24 protein-coding genes are annotated in these 22,535 nt (G+C 75.1%); 1 reads left to right on the forward strand and 23 read right to left on the reverse strand.

All coding sequences use genetic code 11. The annotated features are described in order from the left end of the window. Window positions 1–79: 79 nt before the first annotated feature. From metK to pyrR, 14 genes are all read right to left on the reverse strand, one after another. On the reverse strand, window positions 80–1,303 hold the full coding sequence (gene metK / locus ACWIX6_RS13775; RefSeq protein ID WP_448612996.1) for a methionine adenosyltransferase: 1,224 nt from the start codon (window positions 1,301–1,303) through the stop codon (window positions 80–82). 109 nt (window positions 1,304–1,412) lie between these two features. Next, window positions 1,413–2,660, reverse strand: a complete 1,248-nt coding sequence (gene coaBC / locus ACWIX6_RS13780; RefSeq protein WP_448612997.1) for a bifunctional phosphopantothenoylcysteine decarboxylase/phosphopantothenate--cysteine ligase CoaBC — start codon at window positions 2,658–2,660, stop codon at window positions 1,413–1,415. A gap of 164 nt (window positions 2,661–2,824) precedes the next feature. Next, on the reverse strand, window positions 2,825–3,088 hold the full coding sequence (rpoZ, locus tag ACWIX6_RS13785; protein ID WP_014741310.1) for a DNA-directed RNA polymerase subunit omega: 264 nt from the start codon (window positions 3,086–3,088) through the stop codon (window positions 2,825–2,827). 68 nt (window positions 3,089–3,156) lie between these two features. After that, window positions 3,157–3,768 carry a guanylate kinase gene (gene gmk / locus ACWIX6_RS13790; RefSeq protein WP_448612998.1) on the reverse strand — a complete coding sequence of 204 codons (612 nt, stop codon included), beginning with the start codon at window positions 3,766–3,768 and terminating at the stop codon, window positions 3,157–3,159. A 46-nt stretch (window positions 3,769–3,814) separates the two neighbouring features. Then, on the reverse strand, window positions 3,815–4,156 hold the full coding sequence (gene mihF / locus ACWIX6_RS13795; RefSeq protein ID WP_448612999.1) for an integration host factor, actinobacterial type: 342 nt from the start codon (window positions 4,154–4,156) through the stop codon (window positions 3,815–3,817). A gap of 239 nt (window positions 4,157–4,395) precedes the next feature. Then, window positions 4,396–4,665: a hypothetical protein gene (locus ACWIX6_RS13800; RefSeq protein WP_448613000.1), complete on the reverse strand. Its 270-nt coding sequence runs from the start codon at window positions 4,663–4,665 to the stop codon at window positions 4,396–4,398. Between the two features lie 22 nt (window positions 4,666–4,687). After that, window positions 4,688–5,566: an orotidine-5'-phosphate decarboxylase gene (gene pyrF, locus ACWIX6_RS13805; protein WP_448613001.1), complete on the reverse strand. Its 879-nt coding sequence runs from the start codon at window positions 5,564–5,566 to the stop codon at window positions 4,688–4,690. Continuing rightward, window positions 5,563–6,513, reverse strand: a complete 951-nt coding sequence (locus ACWIX6_RS13810) for a dihydroorotate dehydrogenase (protein WP_448613002.1) — start codon at window positions 6,511–6,513, stop codon at window positions 5,563–5,565. The genes pyrF and ACWIX6_RS13810 overlap by 4 nt, the downstream gene beginning before the upstream one ends. After that, complete coding sequence (locus tag ACWIX6_RS13815; RefSeq protein WP_448613003.1) at window positions 6,510–7,415, reverse strand: iron-sulfur cluster-binding protein; 906 nt, start codon at window positions 7,413–7,415, stop codon at window positions 6,510–6,512. The genes ACWIX6_RS13810 and ACWIX6_RS13815 overlap by 4 nt, the downstream gene beginning before the upstream one ends. Beyond that, entirely contained in the window at window positions 7,412–10,732 is a 3,321-nt protein-coding gene (carB, locus tag ACWIX6_RS13820; protein ID WP_448613004.1) for a carbamoyl-phosphate synthase large subunit, read from the reverse strand. Before carB ends, ACWIX6_RS13815 begins: the two co-directional genes overlap by 4 nt. A 1-nt stretch (window position 10,733) precedes the next feature. Further along, on the reverse strand, window positions 10,734–11,912 hold the full coding sequence (carA, locus tag ACWIX6_RS13825; RefSeq protein WP_448613005.1) for a glutamine-hydrolyzing carbamoyl-phosphate synthase small subunit: 1,179 nt from the start codon (window positions 11,910–11,912) through the stop codon (window positions 10,734–10,736). Then, the gene (locus ACWIX6_RS13830) at window positions 11,909–13,198 is read right to left on the reverse strand and encodes a dihydroorotase (RefSeq protein ID WP_448613006.1); all 1,290 of its coding nucleotides are present in this window, start codon (window positions 13,196–13,198) and stop codon (window positions 11,909–11,911) included. Before ACWIX6_RS13830 ends, carA begins: the two co-directional genes overlap by 4 nt. Continuing rightward, window positions 13,195–14,115, reverse strand: a complete 921-nt coding sequence (locus ACWIX6_RS13835; protein ID WP_448613007.1) for an aspartate carbamoyltransferase catalytic subunit — start codon at window positions 14,113–14,115, stop codon at window positions 13,195–13,197. The genes ACWIX6_RS13830 and ACWIX6_RS13835 overlap by 4 nt, the downstream gene beginning before the upstream one ends. Beyond that, complete coding sequence (gene pyrR / locus ACWIX6_RS13840) at window positions 14,112–14,702, reverse strand: bifunctional pyr operon transcriptional regulator/uracil phosphoribosyltransferase PyrR (RefSeq protein WP_448613008.1); 591 nt, start codon at window positions 14,700–14,702, stop codon at window positions 14,112–14,114. The genes ACWIX6_RS13835 and pyrR overlap by 4 nt, the downstream gene beginning before the upstream one ends. A gap of 228 nt (window positions 14,703–14,930) precedes the next feature. Between pyrR and bldD the strand changes: the two genes are divergently transcribed. Beyond that, window positions 14,931–15,470, forward strand: coding sequence for a transcriptional regulator BldD (gene bldD, locus ACWIX6_RS13845; RefSeq protein ID WP_448613009.1), 540 nt, complete (start codon window positions 14,931–14,933; stop codon window positions 15,468–15,470). Between the two features lie 129 nt (window positions 15,471–15,599). On the opposite strand, the gene nusB is transcribed toward bldD, so the two are convergent. The 9 genes from nusB to ACWIX6_RS13890 all read right to left on the reverse strand — a co-directional run bounded on the left by nusB (window position 15,600) and on the right by ACWIX6_RS13890 (window position 22,534). Continuing rightward, window positions 15,600–16,004 (reverse strand): transcription antitermination factor NusB, encoded by a 405-nt coding sequence (gene nusB / locus ACWIX6_RS13850; RefSeq protein ID WP_448613010.1) that lies wholly within the window; start codon window positions 16,002–16,004, stop codon window positions 15,600–15,602. A gap of 7 nt (window positions 16,005–16,011) precedes the next feature. After that, window positions 16,012–16,572 (reverse strand): elongation factor P, encoded by a 561-nt coding sequence (efp, locus tag ACWIX6_RS13855; protein ID WP_448613011.1) that lies wholly within the window; start codon window positions 16,570–16,572, stop codon window positions 16,012–16,014. Continuing rightward, window positions 16,573–17,676 (reverse strand): M24 family metallopeptidase, encoded by a 1,104-nt coding sequence (locus tag ACWIX6_RS13860; protein ID WP_448613012.1) that lies wholly within the window; start codon window positions 17,674–17,676, stop codon window positions 16,573–16,575. After that, window positions 17,673–18,101: a type II 3-dehydroquinate dehydratase gene (gene aroQ, locus ACWIX6_RS13865; RefSeq protein ID WP_448613013.1), complete on the reverse strand. Its 429-nt coding sequence runs from the start codon at window positions 18,099–18,101 to the stop codon at window positions 17,673–17,675. The genes ACWIX6_RS13860 and aroQ overlap by 4 nt, the downstream gene beginning before the upstream one ends. Window positions 18,102–18,106: 5 nt before the next feature. Then, a complete protein-coding gene (aroB, locus tag ACWIX6_RS13870; RefSeq protein ID WP_448613014.1) occupies window positions 18,107–19,174 on the reverse strand; it encodes a 3-dehydroquinate synthase in 1,068 nt (355 codons plus the stop codon). Continuing rightward, window positions 19,171–19,719: a shikimate kinase gene (locus ACWIX6_RS13875; RefSeq protein WP_448613015.1), complete on the reverse strand. Its 549-nt coding sequence runs from the start codon at window positions 19,717–19,719 to the stop codon at window positions 19,171–19,173. The genes aroB and ACWIX6_RS13875 overlap by 4 nt, the downstream gene beginning before the upstream one ends. Then, window positions 19,716–20,918 (reverse strand): chorismate synthase, encoded by a 1,203-nt coding sequence (gene aroC / locus ACWIX6_RS13880; protein ID WP_448613016.1) that lies wholly within the window; start codon window positions 20,916–20,918, stop codon window positions 19,716–19,718. The genes ACWIX6_RS13875 and aroC overlap by 4 nt, the downstream gene beginning before the upstream one ends. Before the next feature lie 154 nt (window positions 20,919–21,072). Beyond that, window positions 21,073–21,732, reverse strand: a complete 660-nt coding sequence (locus tag ACWIX6_RS13885; RefSeq protein WP_448613017.1) for a prepilin peptidase — start codon at window positions 21,730–21,732, stop codon at window positions 21,073–21,075. A gap of 13 nt (window positions 21,733–21,745) precedes the next feature. Further along, a complete protein-coding gene (locus ACWIX6_RS13890; protein ID WP_448613018.1) occupies window positions 21,746–22,534 on the reverse strand; it encodes a shikimate dehydrogenase in 789 nt (262 codons plus the stop codon). Window position 22,535: the final 1 nt, after the last annotated feature.

Here is a 22,535-nt window from a genome sequence, read left to right on the forward strand (position 1 = left end):
CTCCTGTCGGTACCGACTGGAACGGCCCCTCTGCAGGGGCCCGCGCCGAGCCTGCGAGGCGTGGGGGGCAGAGGGGTCCTTACGCCCCCACGGCCGACTTCAGTGCGTCCACCCGGTCCAGCCGCTCCCAGGGCAGGTCGAGGTCGGCCCGGCCGAAGTGCCCGTAGGCGGCGGTCTGGGCGTAGATCGGCCGCAGCAGGTCCAGGTCGCGGACGATCGCGCCGGGGCGCAGGTCGAAGACCGTGCTGATCGCCTTCTCCAGCGCCTCCTCGGGCACCGTGGCGGTGCCGAAGGTCTCCACGAACAGGCCGACCGGGTGGGCGGCGCCGATCGCGTAGGCGACCTGCACCTCGCAGCGCCGGGCGAGGCCCGCGGCCACCACGTTCTTGGCCACCCAGCGCATGGCGTAGGCGCCGGACCGGTCGACCTTGGACGGGTCCTTGCCGGAGAACGCCCCGCCGCCGTGCCGGGCCATGCCCCCGTAGGTGTCCACGATGATCTTGCGGCCGGTGAGCCCGGCGTCGCCCATCGGGCCGCCGATGACGAACTTCCCCGTCGGGTTGACCAGCAGCCGGTAGCCCTCGGTGGGCAGCCCGAGCGCCGCCAGCTCCGGCTCCACGACCAGCTCCTGCACGTCGGGGGCGAGCAGCGTCTCGATCGAGATGTCCTCGGCGTGCTGGGAGGAGACCACGACGGTGTCCACGGCGACCGGCCGGTCGTCCTCGTAGACCACGGTGACCTGGGTCTTGCCGTCGGGCCGCAGGTAGGGCACCGACCCGTCCTTGCGGACGGCGGACAGCCGCTTGGACAGCCGGTGCGCGAGCGCGATCGGGAGCGGCATGAGCTCGGGTGTCTCGTCGCTGGCGTAGCCGAACATCAGCCCCTGGTCGCCGGCGCCCTGGCGCTCGATGCGGTCCTCGGCGACGGCGGCACGGTGCTCGGCGCCGCCCTGCTCGCCGGTCCGGGCCTCGTAGCCGGTGTCGACGCCCTGGGCGATGTCCGGGGACTGGGCGCCGAGGGAGACGCTGACGCCGCAGGACGCGCCGTCGAAGCCCTTGCGGGAGGAGTCGTAGCCGATGCCGAGGATGGTCTTCCGGACGATCTCGGCGATGTCGACGTAACCGGAGGTGGTGACCTCACCGGCGATGTGCACCTGGCCGGTGGTGATGAGGGTCTCGACGGCGACGCGGCTGCGGGGGTCCTGCGCCAGCATCTCGTCCAGGATCGAGTCGCTGATCTGGTCGGCGATCTTGTCGGGGTGGCCCTCGGTCACCGACTCGGAGGTGAAGAGACGGCGTGGCACTGGGTTCTCCCTGCGTCGGTCGACAGCGGCGGTGGGCCGGGGCCCGGTCGGTGACGTTACCGGGGACCGCCGACGGTCCGCCGGTCCGCGTCCGTTCCGGTGGACGCCGTCAGCCGGCCGGCGGCGCGATCGGAGGCAGCCGGCCGGTGACGGCGTCCCAGATGCCGGCGGCGACGACGTCCTTGGGCCCGGCCGGGACCGCGGTGCTGCTGCCGTCCGCGCCCAGCACGGTGACCTCGTTGTCGCTGCGACCGAAGACCTGGCCGGCGGAGACGTCGTTGACCACCAGCAGGTCCACGCCCTTGCGTGCCAGCTTGGCGCGGGCGTGGGTGAGGACGTCGCCCTCGGCGTCACCGGTCTCCGCGGCGAAGCCGACCAGCAGCTGCCCGGCCCGGCGGGCGGCGACGAGCTCCGCCAGCACGTCGGGGTTGCGGGTCAACGGCACGGAGGCGGGCTCGGCGGCGCTGCCCTTCTTGAGCTTGGTGCCGGCGACGGTGGCGGGGCGGAAGTCGGCGACCGCGGCGGCCATCACCACGACGTCGGCGGGCCGGCCGTCGGCCCCGGCGGCCTCGGCGTGCACCGCGGCGCGCAGCTCCTCCGCGGTCCCGACCCGGACCGTGCGCAGCCCGAACGGCGCGGCGTCCTCGACGTTGGCGGCGACCAGCACGACGTCGGCGCCGCGGGCGGCGGCGACCCGGGCCAGCGCGAGGCCCTGCCGCCCGGACGAGCGGTTGCCCAGGTAGCGCACCGGGTCCAGCGGCTCGCGGGTGCCACCGGCGCTGACCACCACCCGACGGCCGGCGAGGTCGGGGGCCAGCGCGGCCGGGCCGCCGGCGAGGACCACCGCGAGCAGCGCGGCGACGTCGGCGGGCTCGGGCAGCCGGCCGGGGCCGGAGTCCGGGCCGGTCAGCCGGCCGACGGCGGGGGGCAGCACCACCGAGCCGCGGCGGCGCAGGGTCGCCACGTTGTCCTGGGTGGCGGGGTGCAGCCACATCTCGGTGTGCATGGCCGGCACGAACACCACCGGGCCGTGCGCGGCGAGCAGCGTGGCGGTGAGCAGGTCGTCGGCGCGGCCGGCGGCGGCGCGGGCGAGCAGGTCGGCGGTGGCCGGGCAGACGACGACCAGGTCGGCGGTCTGGCCGATCCGGACGTGGGCGACCTCGGGGACGTCGTCCCAGACCTCGGTGGTCACCGGGTGGCCGGACAGCGCCTCGAAGGTCGCCGCCCCGACGAAGCGCAGCGCGCCGGCGGTCGGCACGACGCGCACGTCGTGCCCGGCCTCGGTGAGCGCCCGCAGCAGCAGCGCGGACTTGTAGGCGGCGACGCCGCCGCCCACCCCCAGCACGATCCGGCTCATGCGCTCATCCTCCACACACGACGAGACCCCCGGCACCAGGTGCCAGGGGCCTCATCACAAAGAGCAGCAGGACGACCGATGGGAGCGCCACCAGCCGTCGGCCCGGCCCCCTCGCAGGGCCCCGACGCGAGCTCGCGAGCGGTGGGGGGCGAGGGGGTCCTTTCTTAATTCTCGCCGGCGGTGTGGGTCAGCAGGCCCTCGTTGATCTCGCGCAGCGCGATCGACAGGGGCTTCTCCTGGGGCGCGGTGTCGACCAGCGGGCCGACGTACTCCAGCAGGCCCTCGGAGAGCTGGCTGTAGTAGGCGTTGATCTGCCGCGCGCGCTTGGCGGCGTAGATGACCAGCCCGTACTTGCTGCTGGTGCGCTCGAGCAGCTCGTCGATGGGCGGGTTGGTGATGCCCTCAGGGGCGGGTGCGACTCCGGACACGGGCGAGCGTGCTCCTTCTCCGTTTGCGGGAGTGGGCTCCCCGGCCGCACCAGGCGGCCGGGGGGCGCTCACTCGGGGGCGTCACCGCGGGACGATCCCCTCGACACGGAGGGCTCGGGCGGTGGCGCAGTCAGCAAGCCTACCAACTCGTCCGCGGCGCGGGCCACGTCGTCGTTGACGACCACCACGTCGAACTCCCCCGCGGCGTCGAGCTCGGCCTGGGCGAGGGCCAGCCGCCGGGACTGCACCTCCGGCAGTTCGGTGCCGCGGCCGGCCAGCCGGCTGACCAGCGCCGCCCACGAGGGGGGCGCCAGGAACACCAGCTGCGCCTCGGGCGCCCGCGCCCGGACCTGTCGGGCGCCCTGCAGCTCGATCTCCAGCAGGGCCGGTGAGCCGGCGGTGAGCTGTTCCTCGACCGGGGCCTTCGGGGTGCCGTACCGGTTGCCGGCGTAGGCGGCCCACTCGAGCAGGCCGTCGTTGGCGATCAGCCAGTCGAAGTAGTCGTCGTCGACGAACCAGTAGTGCTCGCCGTCCACCTCACCGGGCCGGGGCCGGCGGGTGGTGACCGACACCGACACCCACACCTCCGGGTGCCGGCGCCGGACCTCGGCGACGACCGTGCCCTTGCCGACGCCCGAGGGGCCGGAGAGCACGGTCAGCCGCGCGGACGTCGCTGCCACTCGTGGATCCTCGGACCGGGGTGGCCGGGGCCACCACGACGTCCGGTCAGATCGCGCCTTCGGCGGGCACCTGGTCCGGCTCGATCTGGTCGCCGCCGAACTCCGTCTCCAGCGCCTTGCGCTGGTTGGCGCCCAGCCCGCGGACGCGCCGGGTCGGGGAGATCTCGAGCCGTTCCATGATCTTGGCGGCGCGGGCCTTGCCGACGCCGGGCAGCGACTCGAGGACGGCCGACACCCGCATCTTGCCGATGACCTCGTCGGTCTCCCCCAGCTTGAGGACGTCGCCGACGGTGGTGCCCTTGCTCTTCAGCCGCTCGCGCAGTTCGGCGCGGGCCTTGCGGGCCGCGGCGGCCTTCTCCAGGGCGGCCGCGCGCTGTTCGGGAGACAACTCAGGAAGGGGCACGGAGCAATCCGATCGATCTCATGCCGGCGCGGTCGCCGACGAGGTGTGCTGGTCTGTGTGGTGCTCGATCGGCCCGGGTTGTGAGCCTGGCGCCAACCTAGTTCCTGGCGGGGGGCCGGTCACCCTCGACCCGGTGTTCCGCACCCGAGAGCGGTGTGCTCTCCGGGTGACACGCCGGGAGCAGCGATCCGGGACGGGAGCGTCGCCCGTCGTCCGACGGTCCGTCACCGGCTCGCGACGCTGCGTCGACCGGCCAGCCAGCCCCCCAGCGCCGCGAGGACGAGCAGCCCCAGCACCAGCAGCGCGGCACCGATCACGTGCCCCCGGGTCCACACCGCCGCCCACCGCGTCGCCGCCCCGGGCGGGGCCGCGCCCGCCTCCAGCGGGGCGTAGGCGACCCAGCCGACGTCGGCGGGCGCCAGGTTCGTGGCCCAGAAGACGGCCACCCCGGCAGCGGCCAGGACGACGCCCAGCCCGGCTACCAGCCAGGGCACGGCCCGCCTCATCCGGCCGGCCTCATCCGGCCAGCTCCGCCGTCCAGCGGTCGGCGGCCGCCCGCAGCGCGGCCGGGTCGGGACCGGCGCCGAGCACGTCGCGCGAGACGGTGGGGACGACGGCGGCCCCGTCGCCGAACAGCCGCCGCAGGTCGCCGACCGAGCCGCCCTGGGCGCCCAGCCCCGGGGCCAGCACCGGCCCGGCGAGCCCGGCCAGGTCCACGTCGAGCTTCCGCAGCGTCGCGCCGACCACCACCCCGAAGGACCCGGTGGTCGGCCCCCAGCGACCCGCCAGGTCCCGGACCGAGCCGAGGTCGGGCAGCGGGTCCCCGACCACCCAGCCCGGGGTGTTCCAGGCCCGGACGGTGTCCACGACGACCTGCGCGGCGCTGCGGTCGCCCACGCGGGCGTGCTGCAGGGCGCCGGCGTCGGGGTTGGAGGTGCGGGCCAGCACGAACAGCCCGCCACCGGTCAGCCGGGCGGTGTCCACCGCCGGCTGCAGCGACCCGGGCCCGAGCCAGGGGCTCACGGTCATCGCGTCGACGGCGAGGGGGTGCTCGGGGCGCAGGTAGTCGGCGTAGGCGTCCATGGTCGAGCCGATGTCGCCGCGCTTGGCGTCCAGCAGCACCAGCGCCCCGGCGGCCCGGGCGCGGACCACGGCGTCCTCCAGGACGGCCAGGCCGCGGGAGCCGTGCCGCTCGTAGAACGCCAGCTGCGGCTTCAGGACGGCGACGTGCCCGGCAAGCGCGTCGACCACCGTGTCGGTGAAGCGGGCCAGCCCGGCGGGGTCGTCGGACAGCCCCCAGGCGGCCAGCAGCGGCGCGTGCGGGTCGATGCCCACGCACAGCGGCCCGCGGGCGGCGACGGCCTCGGCCAGCCGCTGCCCGAAGGGCGCGCTCACGCGTCGGCCGGCCGGTGCGCGTACCCGACGGCGTCCGCCAGCCGGGCGAACCCACGGGCGGCGAGGGCGTCGGCCAGCTCGGCGTGTACCCGCGCCGGCGCCGACGGGTCGTTGAACACCGCCGTCCCCACCGAGACGGCGCTCGCGCCGGCGAGCACGAACTGCAGCGCGTCCAGGCCGGTGCGGATGCCGCCCATGCCGAGGATCGGCACCTCGGGGAGGGCGGCGTGCACCTGCCAGACGCAGCGCAGCGCGACCGGGCGGATCGCCGGGCCGGACAGCCCGCCGGTGACCCCGCCCAGCACCGGGCGCATTGTGTCCGGGTCGATGACCAGCCCGAGCAGCGTGTTGATCATCGACAGGCCGTCCGCGCCGGCGCCCGCGACCGACCGGGCGACCTCGACGATGTCGGTGACGTCCGGGCTGAGCTTGGCGTACACCGGCTGGGCCGGGTCCGCCGCGGCCCGCACCGCGGCCACCACGTCGGCGGCGGCCACCGGGTCGCAGGCGAAGACCTCGCCGCGGCTCTCCACGTTGGGGCAGGAGATGTTGACCTCCAGGCCCAGCACCCCCGGGACGCCACGCAGCCGCTCGGCGAGCTCGGCGAAGTGCTCGACCCGGGTGCCGGCGATGGACACCAGCGCGCGGGCGCCGCGCTCGGCCAGCCAGGGCAGGTCCTCGGCCAGCAGCCCGTCGATGCCCGGGCCCTGCAGGCCGATGGAGTTCAGCATCCCGCTGGGCGTCTCGGCCATCCGCGGCGTCGGGCGGCCGGACCGCGGCCGCAGCTGCACCGACTTGGTGACCACCGCTCCCAGCGCGGTGAGGTCGACGAAGGGCTCCAGCTCCCGGCCGAAGGCCGAGCAGCCCGACGCGGTGAGCACCGGGCCCGGCACCGGGACGGCGCCCAGCGCCGTGGACATGTCCACCGCGGTCTCCAGCACGGTCATGCCACGACCCCCATCGCGTCGGCGCCGACCACGTCGGCGGTCAGCGTGCCCACGTCGGCGAACCGCACCCGGTCCCCGCCGAACACCGGGCCCTCGACGCAGGACCGGGAGAACCGGGTGCGGCCGTCGTCCCCGACGACCGGCAGCACGCAGGTCATGCACACCCCGATCCCGCAGGCCATCGACTCCTCCACCGCCACGTAGGACGGGACGCCGCCGGCCGTGGCCAGCTCGGCGACCGCGCGCAGCATCCCCATCGGCCCGCAGGCGTAGACCACGCCGACGTCGGCGACCAGCTCCGCGACCGCGTCGGTCACCCAGCCGCGCCGGCCCGCGGTGCCGTCGTCGGTGGTGACGACGACCCGGTCGGCGACCCCGCCGAGCTCCTGGACCGAGCAGAGCCGGTCGGCGGAGGCCGCGCCGGTCACGGCGGAGACCGCCGACCCGCGCTCCCGCAGGGCCGCGGCCAGCCCGACCAGCGCGGCGGCGCCGTAGCCGCCGCCGACGAGCAGCGCGGGGGTCCCGGGCGCGGGCAGCGGGAACGGCCGGCCCAGCGGCCCCACGACGTCCACCGTGGAGCCGACCTGCAGCCCGGCCAGCCAGGTCGACCCGGGCCCGTGCGGGGCGACGACGACGCCCACCCGGCCGTCGGCCACCCCGGCGATCGCGATCGAGCGTCGCAGCAGCATCGCCGAGGAGGGCCCGCCCACGGCGAAGGCGACGAACTGCCCCGGGCAGGCCCGCTCGGCCACCTCCGGCGCGGCGAGGACGAGCTCGACGTAGGCGCCGACCGGCCGCCGCGCGGCCACCTCGACCACCCGCTGCACCGGCGCGGCCGGCGCCGGGGGCACCGGGCCGGTCAGCAGACCGGGGCCCCCGGCCGCGGCGGAGCCGGCGGTCACGCCGGGGCCCCGGCGGACGTGGCCGGCGTGCCGCCGGCGAGCGCCGCGTGCACCTCCTGGAGGCTGCGGACGCCGATGTCACCGGCCCGCAGCGCCTCGATGCCCTGCACCGCGGCGGCCATGCCCTGGACCGTGGTGATGCACGGGATGCCGGCGGAGACCGCGGCCGTGCGGATCTCGTAGCCGTCCAGCCGCGGGCCGCTGTTGCCCGGCGCCCCGAACGGGGTGTTCACCACGATGTCCACCTCGCCGGCAAGGATCCGCTCCACGCAGTTGCCCGGCCCGTCGCTGTACTTGCCGACCACCTCGGCGGCGACGCCGTTGCGCCGCAGCACCTGGGCGGTGCCGGCGGTGGCCAGCACCCGGAACCCCAGGTCGGCCAGCCGCTTGACCGGGAAGACCGCGCTGCGCTTGTCCCGGTTGGCCAGCGAGACGAACACCGTGCCGCCGGTGGGCAGGTCGCCGTAGACGGCGGCCTGGGACTTGGCGAACGCGGTGCCGAACTCGGCGTCCAGGCCCATCACCTCGCCGGTGGACTTCATCTCCGGGGAGAGCACGGTGTCCACGCCGTGGCCCTCGACGGTGCGGAACCGGTGGAAGGGCAGCACCGCCTCCTTCACCGCGATCGGCGCGTTCTCGGGCAGGTCGGTGCCGTCGCCGGTGGCCGGCAGCACCCCGGCGGCGCGCAGCGAGGCGATGGTCTCCCCCACCGCGATCCGGGCCGCGGCCTTGGCCAGCTGGACGGCGGTCGCCTTGGACACGAACGGCACCGTGCGGCTGGCCCGCGGGTTGGCCTCGATCACGTACAGGATGTCGTCCTTGATCGCGTACTGGACGTTCATCAGCCCGCGGACGCCGATCCGGGCGGCCAGCTTCTCCGTCGCCGCGCGGATCTTCAGCAGGTCCGCCGACCCCAGGGTGATCGGCGGCAGCGCGCACGCCGAGTCGCCGGAGTGGATGCCGGCCTCCTCGATGTGCTCCATGACCCCGCCGAGGTACAGGTCGGTGCCGTCGTAGAGCGCGTCGACGTCGATCTCGACCGCGTCCTCCAGGAACCGGTCGACCAGCACCGGGTGCGCGGCGCTGACGTCGGTGGCCTTGGCGATGTAGGCCTCCAGCGTCCCCTCGTCGTAGACGATCTCCATGCCCCGGCCGCCGAGCACGTAGGACGGCCGGACGAGAACCGGGTAGCCGATGCCGGCGGCGATCTCCCGGGCCTCGGCGAACGTCGTCGCCGTGCCGTGCTTCGGCGCGGACAGGCCGGTGTCGGAGAGCACCCGGGAGAAGGCACCCCGGTGCTCGGCGTCGTCGATCGCCTCCGGCGAGGTGCCCAGCACCGGGACGCCGGCGTCCTTCAGCCGCTGCGCCAGGCCCAGCGGGGTCTGCCCGCCCAGGGTGCAGATGACCCCGGCGACCGGGCCGGCCGCCCGCTCGGCCTCGACGACCTCGAGGACGTCCTCGAAGGTCAGCGGCTCGAAGTATAGCCGGTCGGCGGTGTCGTAGTCGGTGGAGACGGTCTCGGGGTTGCAGTTGATCATCACCGCCTCGTAGCCGGCGTCCTGCAGCGCCAGCACGGCGTGCACGCAGGAGTAGTCGAACTCGATGCCCTGCCCGATCCGGTTGGGCCCGGACCCGAGGATCAGCACGGCCGGCTTCTCCCGGGGCTGCACCTCGTTCTCCTCGTCGTAGGAGGAGTAGTGGTACGGGGTGCGGGCGGCGAACTCGGCGGCACAGGTGTCGACGGTCTTGTAGACCGGCCGGATGCCCAGCCGCCAGCGCAGCGTGCGGACGCCGTCCTCGCCGGCCAGCTCCGGCCGCAGCGCGGCGACCTGCCGGTCGGACAGGCCCTGCCGCTTGGCCCGGCGGAGCAGCTCCGGGGTCAGCGAGGGGGCGTCGCGGACGGCCGCGCCCACCTCCTGGACCAGCGCGATCTGGTCGACGAACCAGGGGTCGAAGCCACTGGCCGCCGCCACGTCCTCGACGGTGGCCCCGGCCGCGAGCGCCCGCTCGGCCAGGTACAGCCGGCCGTCGACCGGGACGCGCAGCTGGTCCAGCAGCTCCCCGGCGGTGGCGTCCGCGGTCGCCACCGTCCAGAAGCCGGCGGCCGCGGTCTCGGTGGACCGCATCGCCTTGCCCAGCGCCTCGGTGAAGTTGCGGCCCATGGCCATGACCTCGCCGACGCTCTTCATCGTGGTGGTCAGCCGGGGGTCCGCGCCGGGGAACTTCTCGAAGGCGAACCGCGGGATCTTCACCACGACGTAGTCCAGCGACGGCTCGAACGACGCCGGGGTGACCCCGGTGATGTCGTTGGTGATCTCGTCGAGGGTGTAGCCGATGGCCAGCTTCGCGGCGATCTTGGCAATCGGGAAGCCGGTCGCCTTGGACGCCAGCGCCGAAGACCGGGAGACCCGCGGGTTCATCTCGATCACGACCAGCCGGCCGGTGTCGGGGTGCACGGCGAACTGGATGTTGCAGCCGCCGGTGTCCACGCCGACCTCGCGGAGGACGGCGATGCCGACGTCCCGCATCTCCTGGTACTCGCGGTCGGTGAGCGTCATCGCCGGGGCGACGGTCACCGAGTCACCGGTGTGCACGCCCATCGCGTCGATGTTCTCGATGGAGCAGATGACGACCACGTTGTCGCTGCGGTCGCGCATCAGCTCGAGCTCGAACTCCTTCCAGCCCAGCACCGACTCCTCGATGAGCACGGTGTGCACCGGGGAGTCGGCCAGGCCGTGCCCGGCCATCCGGCGCAGCATCGCCTCGTCGGTGGCGATGCCCGAGCCGAGCCCGCCCATGGTGAAGCTGGGCCGGATGACGACCGGGTAGCCGACCTCGTCGGCGGTGGCCAGCGCCTCCTCGACGGTCGAGCAGACCGTCGAGCGCGGCGCGTCGGCCCCGATCGAGCGGACGATGTCCTTGAACAGCTGCCGGTCCTCGCCGCGGTTGATCGCGTCGACGTCGGCGCCGATGAGCTGGACGCCGTACTCGGCCAGCACGCCGTTCTCGTACAGGCCGATCGCGATGTTGAGCGCGGTCTGCCCGCCCAGGGTGGCCAGCAGCGCGTCAGGGCGCTCCTTGGCGATGACCTTCTCGACGAACTCCGGGGTGAGCGGCTCGATGTAGGTGGCGTCGGCGACCTCGGGGTCGGTCATGATCGTCGCCGGGTTGCTGTTGACCAGGCTGACCCGCAGCCCCTCCGACCGCAGCACCCGGCAGGCCTGCGTCCCGGAGTAGTCGAACTCGGCGGCCTGGCCGATCAGGATCGGCCCGGAGCCGATCACCATCACGTGCGAGATGTCCGTGCGCTTGGGCATGTCAGGCCTCCTTCTCGCCGGTGGAGCCGGAGACGACCGGCGGCGGGCCCCCGGCGTCCGCGGTGCCCTCCCGGGCGGCGTCCATCAGGTCGACGAAGCGCTGGAACAGCGGCGCCGCGTCGTGCGGGCCGGCCGCGGACTCGGGGTGGAACTGCACGCTGAAGGCCGGCACGTCCAGGCAGCGCAGGCCCTCCACCACGTCGTCGTTGAGCCCGACGTGGCTGACCTCCACCTGGCCGTACGGGGTGTCGCTGGGCCGGTCCAGCGGCGCGTCGACGGCGAACCCGTGGTTGTGGCTGGTGACCCGGACCGTGCCACTGACCCGGTCCAGCACCGGCTGGTTCAGGCCGCGGTGGCCGAAGCGCAGCTTGTAGGTGCCCAGGCCGAGCGCGCGGCCGAGGATCTGGTTGCCGAAGCAGATGCCCAACAGCGGACGGCGGGCGTCCAGCACCCCGCGCACCGCCTCGACGGCGTAGTCGGCCGCGGCCGGGTCGCCGGGGCCGTTGGAGAGGAACACCCCGTCCGGGCCGTGCGCCAGGAGCTCCTCGGCGGTGGTGGTGGAGGGCAGCACGTGGGTCTCCACGCCGAGGGCGGCCAGGTGCCGCGGGGTGGCGGTCTTGATGCCCAGGTCCAGCGCGGCGATCGTGTACCGCTTCTCCCCCACCGCGGGGACGACGTAGGCCTCGGCGGTGCTCACCTGCGGCGCCAGGTCCGCGCCGGTCATGCTGCCGGCGGCGGTCACCCGGGCCAGCAGCGCGTCGACGTCGCTGCTCTCGCTGCTGATGCCCACCCGCATGGCCCCGCGGTCGCGCAGGTGCCGGGTCAGCGCCCGGGTGTCGATGCCGCTGATGCCGACCACGCCCTGCGCGACCAGCTCGTCGTCCAGGCTGCCGGTGGCCCGCCAGTTCGCCGGGCGGCGGGCCGGGTCGCGGACCACGAAGCCGGCGACCCACATCCTCCGGCTCTCGTCGTCCTCGTCGTTGACCCCGGTGTTGCCCACGTGCGGGGCGGTCATCACCACGACCTGCCGGTGGTAGCTGGGGTCGGTGAGCGTCTCCTGGTAGCCGGTCATCCCGGTGGAGAACACCGCCTCGCCGACCGTCGTCCCGATCGCGCCGTAGGCCTCCCCCCGGAACGCGCGCCCGTCCTCGAGCACGAGGACGGCCTCTCGTGAGCTCACTTCTGTGCCTTTCCGTCCAGGACGGTCGGGACGCCCCGGAGGAACGTCGCGACCACGCGGCCGGGGAGCTCCCGGCCGGCGTACGGGCTGTTGCGGCTGCGGCTGGCCAGCGCGGCCGGGTCGACGGTGCCCCGGTGCGCCGGGTCGACCAGCACGAGGTTGGCCGGTTCGCCGACGGCGATCGGCCGGCCGTGACCGGCCAGCCGGCCGATGGCGGCCGGGCGGACCGACATCCGGTCGGCGACGCCACGCCAGTCGAGGAGGCCGGTCTCCAGCATGGTGTCGACGACGACCGACAGCGCCTGCTCCAGCCCGAGCATCCCGGGCCGGGCCTGCGCCCACTCGCACTCCTTGTCCTCCATGGCGTGCGGGGCGTGGTCGGTGGCGACCGCGTCGACCGTGCCGTCGGCCAGCCCGGCGCGCAGCGCCTGCACGTCGGCGTCGGTGCGCAACGGCGGGTTGACCTTGAACACCGGGTCGTAGCCCTCGGCGCACTCGTCGGTGAGCAGCAGGTGGTGCGGGGTCACCTCGGCGGTGACCTGCACGCCGCGGGACTTCGCCCAGCGCAGGATGTCCACCGAGCCGGCGGTCGACACGTGGCAGACGTGCAGCCGGGCGCCGACGTGCTGGGCCAGCAGCACGTCGCGGGCGATGATGGCCTCCTCGGCCGCGGCGGGCCAGCCGGTGAGCCCCAGCCGGGCCGACCGGTCGCCCTCGTGCATCTGGGCGCCGGTGGTCAGCCGCGGCTCCTCGGCGTGCTGGGCCACGACGCCGTCCAGGGCCTTGACGTACTCCAGCGCGCGGCGCATCAGCGCCGGGTCGGCGACGCAGTGCCCGTCGTCGGAGAACACCCGCACCCGGGCCGCGGAGTCCGCCATCGCGCCGAGCTCGGCGAGCTGGCCGCCGGCCAGGCCCACGGTGACCGCCCCGACCGGGACGACGTCGACCAGGCCGGCTTCCTGGCCCAGCCGCCACACCTGCTCGACCACGCCGGCGGTGTCGGCGACCGGGTCGGTGTTGGCCATGGCGTGCACCGCCGTGAAGCCGCCCAGCGCCGCCGCGCGGCTGCCGGTCTCCACCGTCTCGGCGTCCTCGCGGCCGGGCTCCCGCAGGTGGGTGTGCAGGTCGACCAGGCCGGGCAGCAGCACCAGCCCGCGCCCGTCGACGACGTCCGCGCCGGGGACGGTGAGGTCCTCGCCGATGGTGGCGATCGCCCCGTTGCGCAGCACCAGGTCCACCGCGTCCTCGCCGTAGGGCCTTGCGCCCTCGATCACGAGCGTGGTCATTCGGGAGCTCCTCCGAGCAGCAGGTACAGGACGGCCATCCGCACCGAGACGCCGTTGCCGACCTGCTCGACGATGGTGGAGCGCACCGAGTCGGCGACCTCCGGGGCGATCTCCATGCCGCGGTTCATCGGGCCGGGGTGCATGACGATCGCGTCGTCCGGGAGCAGCGCCATCCGCCGGGCGTCCAGCCCGTAGCGCCGGCTGTACTCCCGGGCGGAGGGGAAGAACGAGGCGTTCATCCGCTCAGCCTGGACGCGCAGCATCATCACCACGTCGGCCTTGGGCAGCACGGCGTCCAGGTCGTAGGACACCGCCACCGGCCAGCTGCCCACCCCCACCGGCAGCAGGGTGGGCGGGGCGACGACGGTGACCTCGGCGCCCAGGGTGTGCAGCAGCCAGACGTTGGAGCGGGCCACCCGGCTGTGCAGCACGTCGCCGGTCACCGCCACCCGGACGCCGTCGAGCCGGCCCAGCCGCTGCCGGATCGTGTAGGCGTCCAGCAGCGCCTGGGTGGGGTGCTCGTGGGTGCCGTCGCCGGCGTTGACCACGCTGCCGCGGACCCAGCGGGCCAGCCGGTGCGGGGCGCCGGAGGCACTGTGCCGGACGACGATCGCGTCCGAGCCCATCGCCTCCAGGGTGAGCGCGGTGTCCTTGAGGCTCTCCCCCTTGGACACGCTGCTGCCCTTGGCCGAGAAGTTGATGACGTCGGCGGACAGCCGCTTGGCGGCCAGCTCGAAGGAGATCCGGGTGCGGGTCGAGTCCTCGAAGAACAGGTTGACCACCGTGCGGCCGCGCAGCGTGGGCAGCTTCTTCACCTCACGCCCGGCCAGCGCCGCCTCGATCTGCGCGGCGGTGTCCAGCACCAGGGTCGCGTCGGCGAGGTCGAGGTCGCCGGCCTCGAGCAGGTGCCGCTTCACCGGTCGCCGTCCATCAGCCGTACCTCGTCGACGCCGTCGACCTCGGTGAGGTGCACCCTGACCTGCTGGGACCGGGAGGTCGGCACGTTCTTCCCCACGTAGTCGGCGCGGATCGGCAGCTCCCGGTGCCCGCGGTCGACCAGGACGGCGAGCTGCACCGCCCGGGGCCGGCCCAGGTCGCGCAGGGCGTCCAGCGCCGCGCGCACCGACCGGCCGGAGAACAGCACGTCGTCCACCAGCACGACCAGCCGTCCGTCGATGCCGGCGCCGGGGAGGCGGGTCTCCTCCAGGGCCCGGACCCCGCGCAGCCGCAGGTCGTCGCGGTAGAGGGTGATGTCCACGGTGCCGACGTCGACGGCGGTGCCGCTGAAGGCCTCGATCCGGCCGGCCAGCCGGCGGGCGAGCGGGGCGCCGCGGGTCGGGATGCCGACCAGCACCAGGTCGGACAGGCCGCCGTCCGGAGCGCCCGGCGAGGCGGCGGCCGCCCGTTCGATGAGCTGGTGGGCGACGCGGTCGACCACACGGGCGACGTCGTCGGCGGACATCAGCGCGCCGGTGGTGGGCGCCCCGAGGGCAGGCTCGGCCAAGGAGGCCTCCTTCCCCGCCTCACGGGACGGGTCGTTAAAGGAGCGGTGGGAGCACGAGCGACGGTACTGCACCACCCCGGGTGAGCCCCGTCTCCCCCCGGAGGGGGGCGGTCGGCACGGACGATGGACCGCCGACTGTTGCACGCCCGGCGCGACCAGTACTCTGCGTCACCAGTACTCTGAGTCACGAGCTTCCCCCCCATCCGACGACAGTCAGTGAGCAGCAGCATGAGCACCGACTACTCCCGGGCGCTGGGCGCCCGCCTCCGGGCGATCCGCAACCAGCAGGGGCTGTCGTTGCAGGGCGTCGAGGACAAGTCCCACGGCCGCTGGAAGGCCGTCGTGGTCGGTTCCTACGAGCGCGGCGACCGCGCCGTCACCGTCCAGCGGCTCTCCGAGCTGGCCGTCTTCTACGGCGTGCCGGTGTCCGAGCTGCTGCCCGACCCGCGCCCCAGCTCGGCGGTCACCAAGAGCACGAAGATCGTGCTGAACCTGGAGTCCCTGGGTTCCCTGCCCGCGGACGAGGCCGGGCCGCTGGCCCGGTACGCCTCGACCATCCAGGCGCAGCGGCACGACTACAACGGCAAGGTGCTGTCGATCCGCGCCGAGGACCTCAAGTCGCTGGCGATCATCTACGACATGAGCCCCGACGAGCTGACCACCCGGCTCATCGAGTGGGGCGTGCTCTCCCCCGGCGCCGACGGCAGCATCTACGCCAACGACGAGGACGAGCCACTGGACTGGGAGCGCCGCCGCGCCCCTCGCTGAGGAAGGACCCCCCTGCCCCCCACTGCTCGCAGGCTCGCAGCGGGACCCTGCAGGGGGGCCGAAGGCTGGAACGGCCCCTCCGCGGGGGCCCGCGCCGCGCCCGCGAGGCGTGGGGGGCGGAGGGGTCCTTCAGGTGGGGATCTCGGCGCGGACGATGCCGCCGAGGACGCCGTTGACGTAGGCCGGCGAGTCGTCGGTGGACAGCGTCTTGGCCAGCTGCACCGCCTCGTCGATCACCACGGCGTCGGGGACGTCGTCGACCCAGAGCAGCTCGTACACCGCCATCCGCAACACGGCCCGGTCGACGTCCGGGAGCCGGTCCAGCGACCAGCCCGACGCGTGGGCCTCGATCAGCTCGTCGATCCGGGCGGACTGCTCGACCACGCCCTCCACCAGCCGGACGGCGTGGTCGGGGACCGGCGGGTGGGCGTCGGCGATCCGGTCGCGCAGCACCGTCAGCGGGTCGGCGCCGCGCAGGTCGGCCTCGTAGAGGACGTCGACCGCGCGCTTGCGGGCCTTGGACCGGGCAGCCACGCCGAGGTCAGCTGACCCGGCCGAGGTAGCGGCCGTCGCGGGTGTCGACCTTCAGCTTCTCGCCGGTGGTGATGAACAGCGGGACCTGGATCTGCGCGCCGGTCTCCAGGGTCGCGGGCTTGGTGCCGCCGGTGGAGCGGTCGCCCTGCAGGCCCGGGTCGGTGTGCGAGACGACGAGCTCCATGGTCACCGGCAGCTCGACGTACAGCGGGGTGCTGTCGTGCACGGCCACGACGACCTCGGTGTTGTCCAGCAGGTAGTTGGCGCCGTCGCCCACGGTCTCGGCCGGCACGTAGATCTGCTCGAAGGTGTCGCCGTCCATGAAGACGTAGTCCGACCCCTCCTTGTAGAGGAAGGTCATCGACCGCTTGTCCACGTTGGCCGTCTCGACCTTCGTGCCGGCGTTGAAGGTCTTGTCCACGACCTTCCCGGAGAGCACGTTCTTCAGCGTGGTGCGCACGAAGGCGCCGCCCTTGCCCGGCTTCACGTGCTGGAAGTCGGTGACGGTCCACAGCTGACCGTCCAGGTTCAGGACGATGCCGTTCTTGAGGTCGTTGGTGGTAGCCATCTAGAGGACCAGCAGTTCCTTGCTCGTGAGGGTCAACAACTCCGGCTCGCCATCCGTGACGACCAAGGTGTCCTCGATCCGGACCCCGCCGTGGCCGGGCAGGTAGACGCCTGGCTCCACGGTGACGGCCATGCCGGCGGCCAGCGTACCTGCGCCGAGTGCCGAGATGCCCGGCGCCTCGTGGATCTCCAAGCCGACGCCGTGCCCGAGGCCGTGGGTGAAGTGGTCGCCGTGCCCGGCCGCTGCGATGACCTCGCGGGCGGCGGCGTCCACCGCGGTCACCTCGGCGCCGACGGCCAGCGCCGCCCGCCCGGCCGCCTGCGCGGCGGCGACCAGCTCGTAGACCTCCTGCTGCCAGTCCGCCGCGTGCCCAAGCACCAGCGTGCGGGTCATGTCGGAGTGGTAGCCGTCCACGGTGGCGCCGAAGTCGAGCTTGAGGAAGTCGCCGTCGCGCAGCACCGTGGCGTCAGGCCGGTGGTGCGGGACGGCCGAGTTGGCGCCGGTGGCCACGATCGTCTCGAAGGACGGCGCCTCGGCGCCCAGGGTCAGCATCCGGGCGTCCAGCTCACGGCCGACCTCCAGCTCGGTCCGCCCCGGACGCAGCGCGCCCTCGGCGGCGAGCTCGGCCAGCGCCCGGTCGGCGACCGTGCACGCCCGGCGCAGCGCCGCGACCTCCCCGTCGTCCTTGACCGCCCGCAGCGCCTCCACGGCCCGCCGGATGCTGACCAGCTCCGGGGCCGTGCCGCCGGCGGCGGCCTCGGTGAGCACCTGATCCAGCTGGTGGACACCGTCGACGGTGACGTCGTGTGACTCGAAGCCGAGCCGGCCGGTGCCCAGGTGCGCCGCCCGGACGGCGAGCGCGGGGACCGTGGCCCGGTCGACCAGCAGCTCCAGGTCCGGCACCTGGAGCCCGGCCTGGGTCGTGTACCGGCCGTCGGTGCCGAGGACGTCGTCCCCGTCGAGGCGCAGCAGCAGTGCGCCGTTGGAGCCGGTGAACCCGGTCAGGTACCGCACGTTCAGCAGGTTCGTGACGAGCACCGCGTCCAGGCCGGCCTCGGCGGCCACTGCCCGCAGCCGGTCCCGGCGCTCCGCGGCCGTCGTCACCGGGCGGCCGCCAGGTACCGCAGGGCCAGCTCGTAGCCCTGCACGCCGAGCCCGGCGATGACGCCGTCGGCCACCGCCGAGACGTAGGAGTGGTGCCGGAACGCCTCGCGGGCGTGGATGTTGGTGATGTGCACCTCGACCAGCGGCGCGCGCAGGCCGGCCAGCGCGTCGCGCAGGACGACGGAGGTGTGCGACCAGCCGCCGGGGTTGATCACCACCGGGTCGCCGGCGTCGGCGGCGTCGAACACCCAGCCCAGCAGCTCGGCCTCGGAGTCGGTCTGCCGCACCCGCACGTCGACCCCGAGGTCGGCGGCCGCGGTCTCGATCAGTCCGACCAGCTCGGCGTACGTCGTCGTGCCGTACTTCTCCGGCTCGCGCGTGCCCAGCCGGCCGAGGTTGGCGCCGTTGAGCACCTGGATGGTCATGGGAGTCACTCGCTTCCGGAGACGGCCGCCCAGGCGGCGTCCAGCCAGGCCTGGTCGGGGTCGGTGAGGATGGCCGGGGCGCCGATCCGGTCCAGGACGACGAAGCGCAGGGAGGCGCCGCGGGCCTTCTTGTCCATCCGCATCACCGACTGCAGCCGGGCCCAGTCGCCGCGGTAGGTGGTGGGCAGGCCCAGCGCGGCCACGAGCTCCCGGTGCCGGTCGGCCTCGGCGCGGGACAGCCGGCCGGCCTGCACCGCGAGCTCGGCGGCGAAGACCAGGCCGACCGCGACCGCCTCGCCGTGCCGCCAGCCGAAGTCCTCGACCCGCTCGATGGCGTGGCCCAGGGTGTGCCCGTAGTTCAGGAACTCCCGCCGGCCGGTGTCGTAGAGGTCCTCGCCGACCGCGTCGGCCTTGACCTGCACCGCCCGGGTGATCAGCTCGGCGGTGTCCGCCCGCCCAGCGGGGTCGGCCTCGAGCAGGTCCAGCACCCGCGGGTCGGCGATGAAGCCGCACTTGACCACCTCGGCCAGGCCCGACCGGTACTCGGCCTCGGGGAGGGCGGCCAGCGCGTCGGTGTCGGCGAGCACCGCGGCCGGCGGGTGGAAGGCCCCGACCAGGTTCTTGCCGGCCGCGGTGTTGATGCCGGTCTTGCCGCCGACCGCGGCGTCGACCATGCCGAGCAGGCTGGTGGGCACCTGGACCACCCGGACGCCGCGCAGCCAGGTGGCGGCCAGGAAGCCGGCCAGGTCGGTGACCGCTCCCCCGCCCACCCCGACGACCGCGTCGGAGCGGGTGAGGCCCAGGCGGCCGAACTCCTCCCAGGCGCCGGCGGCGACCTCGGCGGTCTTGGCCGCCTCGCCGTCGGGGACGACGAGCGCCTCGGCCGCGAGCCCGGCCTGCTGCAGCGTCTCCACGGCGGCACCCGCGGCCGCGGCCAGCGGCGGGGCGTGCACCACGACGGCCCGGGCCGTGCCGTCGAGCACCAGGCCGAGCTCCATCTGGGCGCCGGGGCCGATCACGACGTCGTAGGGGCGGTCGCCGGCGACCGGGACCCGGTGCAGCTCCGCCCTCACGACCCCGCCCCGGACCGGGCGCCCAGCGCGGCGAGCACCTCGGCGACCACGTCCTCGGGCGGCCGGTTGCCGGTGGGCACGGTCAGGGTGGCCACCTCGCCGTACAGCGGGGCCCGTTCGGCGAGCATGTGCCGCAGCATCGCCCGCGGGTTGACCCCGAGGATCGGCCGGTCCCGGGACAGCCCGACCCGGTGGGCGGCCGACGGCAGGTCGACGTCCAGCCAGACGACGGTGCCCCCGGCCCGGCCGTGCGCGACCAGCAGCCGGCGGGTGGGTTCCTGGGTCACCGCCCCGCCGCCCAGGGCCAGCACGCCGGTGTGCTCGGCCAGCGCGCGTTCCACCGCGAGCGCCTCCATCGCTCGGAAGTGCGGCTCGCCCTGCTGCACGAAGAGGTCGGCGACCGTGCAGCCGGCGACCGCCTCGACGTCGTGGTCGGTGTCCCGGAAGTCCACGCCGAGCGCGGCGGCGACCGCCGTCCCGACCGTGGTCTTGCCCGACGCCGGCGGCCCGACCAGGACCAGCACCGGGCCGGTGGCGGCGCTCACCGGGAGCCGGCGCCGGGCCGGACCGGGAACGGCAGCGCGTCCAGGTAGGACTGCACGTTCCGGCGCGTCTCGGGCACCGAGTCGCCGCCGAACTTCTCCAGCACGGCGTCGGCCAGCACGAGGGCGACCATCGCCTCCATCACGACACTGCCGCGCGGCACCGCGCAGGCGTCGCTGCGCTGGTTGATCGCCACCGCCGCCTCGCCGGTGGAGACGTCCACGGTGGCCAGGGCGCGGGGGACGGTGCTGATCGGCTTCATCGCGGCGCGCACCCGCAGCGCCTCGCCGTTGGTCATGCCGCCCTCGATGCCGCCGGCCCGGTCGGTGTCCCGGGCGATCGCCCCGTCGGCCAGGCGCATCTCGTCGTGGGCGACCGAGCCGCGCCGGCGGGCGGTCTGCAGCCCGTCGCCGACCTCGACCGCCTTCACCGACTGCACGCCCATCAGCGCCGCGGCAAGCCGGGAGTCCAGCCGGCGGTCCCAGTGCACGTGGCTGCCCAGGCCCGGCGGCAGGCCGTGGACGACGACCTCGACGACGCCGCCGAGGGTGTCGCCGTTCTTCCGGGCGTCGTCGACCTCGGCGACCATCTGCTCGCTGGTGGCCGGGTCGGCGCAGCGCACCGGGTCGGCGTCGATCCGGTCGTTGTCCTCCGGGCCGGGCAGCACCCCGTCGGGGACGGTGACCGGGCCGATGCCGACGACGTGGCTGACCACCCGGACGCCGAGGACCTGGTGCAGGAAGGCGCGGGCGACCGTGCCGAGCGCGACCCGGGCGGCGGTCTCCCGGGCGCTGGCGCGCTCGAGGACGGGCCGGGCGTCGTCGAAGCCGTACTTCTGCATGCCCGCCAGGTCGGCGTGCCCGGGGCGCGGCCGGGTGAGCGGGGCGTTGCGGGCCTGGCCCGCCAGCACCTCGGCGTCGACCGGGTCGGGGGACATCACCGTCGACCACTTGGGCCACTCGGTGTTGCCCACCTGGATGGCGATCGGCCCGCCCTGCGTGCGCCCGTGCCGGACGCCGCCGCTGAGGGCGACGACGTCCTCCTCGAAGCTCATCCGGGCGCCGCGGCCGTGCCCGAGCCGCCGGCGGGCCAGCTGCTCGTCGACGTCGGAGGTCTGCACCGCCACCCCGGCCGGCATCCCGTCCAGCACGGCGGTGAGCTGCTGACCGTGGGACTCACCTGCGGTCAGCCAACGCAACATGCGGACGATTCTAGGAGGACCCCCTGCCCCCCACCGCTCGCAGGCTCGCGGCGGGCCCCTGCCGGGGGCCTTCAGGCTCCGGGCAGCGGGCGAGGCTGTCGCCGGGTTCGAGGCGCCGGTCCTGGAGTGACCACCATGGCCTTGGTCTGCCGCCTCAGTGGGTACCTGGCAGCGGGCCGGCCAGGGCGAGCGCGACCGCCGCGCCGGCGAGCAGTGGCGGCCCGAGGGGGACGGCGGTCCGCCAGCCCGCCCGGCGGGTGGCCAGCAGGACCAGCGAGACCACTGCCCCGAGCACCAGCCCGACCAGGACGCCGGCCAGCAGCACCCCCCACCCGGCCCAGCCGAGCACCAGGCCGAGCAGGCCCAGCAGCTTCACGTCGCCGAAGCCCAGCCCCGTGGGACTGACCGCGGCCGCGCCGGCGGCGAGGCCGCCGGCGACCGCCGCGGCGGCGACCGCGCGCAGCAGCGCCGGCCAGCTGCCGGCGACCGCGGCGTCGACGAGCAGCGCCGCGCCGCACACCGCCGCGGCGGGGAACGTCACCCGGTCGGGCAGCCGGTGGCCGGCCAGGTCCACCCCGGCGAGGACGACTGCGGCGCCGGCCAGCCACAGCAGCGCCGCCGCGGCGGGCCGGGGACCGGTCGGCACGGCCGCGGCGGCGAGGGCGGCGGCGGTGAGCACCGTCGTGGCGCCCACCCGGCGGCGGGAGGGCCGGGCGCCGTCGTCCCGGGTGGCCAGCCGCACGGTGACCGCGGCCAGCCAGGGGCCGAGCGCCAGCCCGAGAACTCCGGCGGCGACGGGCAGGACGGCGGTCACCCGCGGCCGGTGCTCAGCGGCCGAGCGCGGCCCGCATCGCCGCGATCGGCGCCGGGTGTCCGGTCATCAGCTCCACCTGCAGGGTGGCCTGCCAGAACAGCACCTCCAGGCCGCTGATCACCGTACCGCCGGCGGCCTGGACCCGGGCGGCCAGCGGGGTGGGCCAGCCGGCGTAGAGGACGTCGAGCACGGTCTGCCCGGACCGCCAGCCCAGCGCGGCCACGGCCGGCTGCCCGTCCACCGGCACGGTGCTCACCACGACCGGCGCCGCCACCGGGCCGGCGTCCAGCGCGGAGACCGTGGCCCGCACGTCCAGCACCTCCAGCACCGCGAGCAGGTCGCGGGCACGGGCCGGGTCGCGCACCAGGACGTCGACCTGGCGGGCACCGAGCGAGGCCAGCGCGGCGGCGGCCGCGGCCGCCGTCCCCCCGGCGCCCAGGACGGCGGCGTGCTCGACCTGCTCCACCCCGCCCAGCTGCAGGGCCATGCCGACGCCGTGGACGTCGGTGTTCTCCGCCCGCCACCCGGCGCCGGTCCGGACCAGGGTGTTGGCGGCGCCGAGCAGCCGGGGCAGCGGCTCGACGGTGTCGGCGACCCGCACCGCGGCCTGCTTGCAGGGCATGGTGACCGAGAAGCCGCGCCACTCCGGGCCGAGGCCGGCCAGCAGGTCGGGGACGTCCTCGGCCCCGACGTCCAGCGCGTCGTAGGTCCAGTCGGTGAGCCCGAGCGCGCTGTACGCGGCGCGGTGCATCACCGGGGAGAGCGAGTGGGAGACCGGGCGGCCGAGGACCGCGGCCCTCACG

This window comes from Modestobacter sp. URMC 112 (assembly GCF_053502575.1).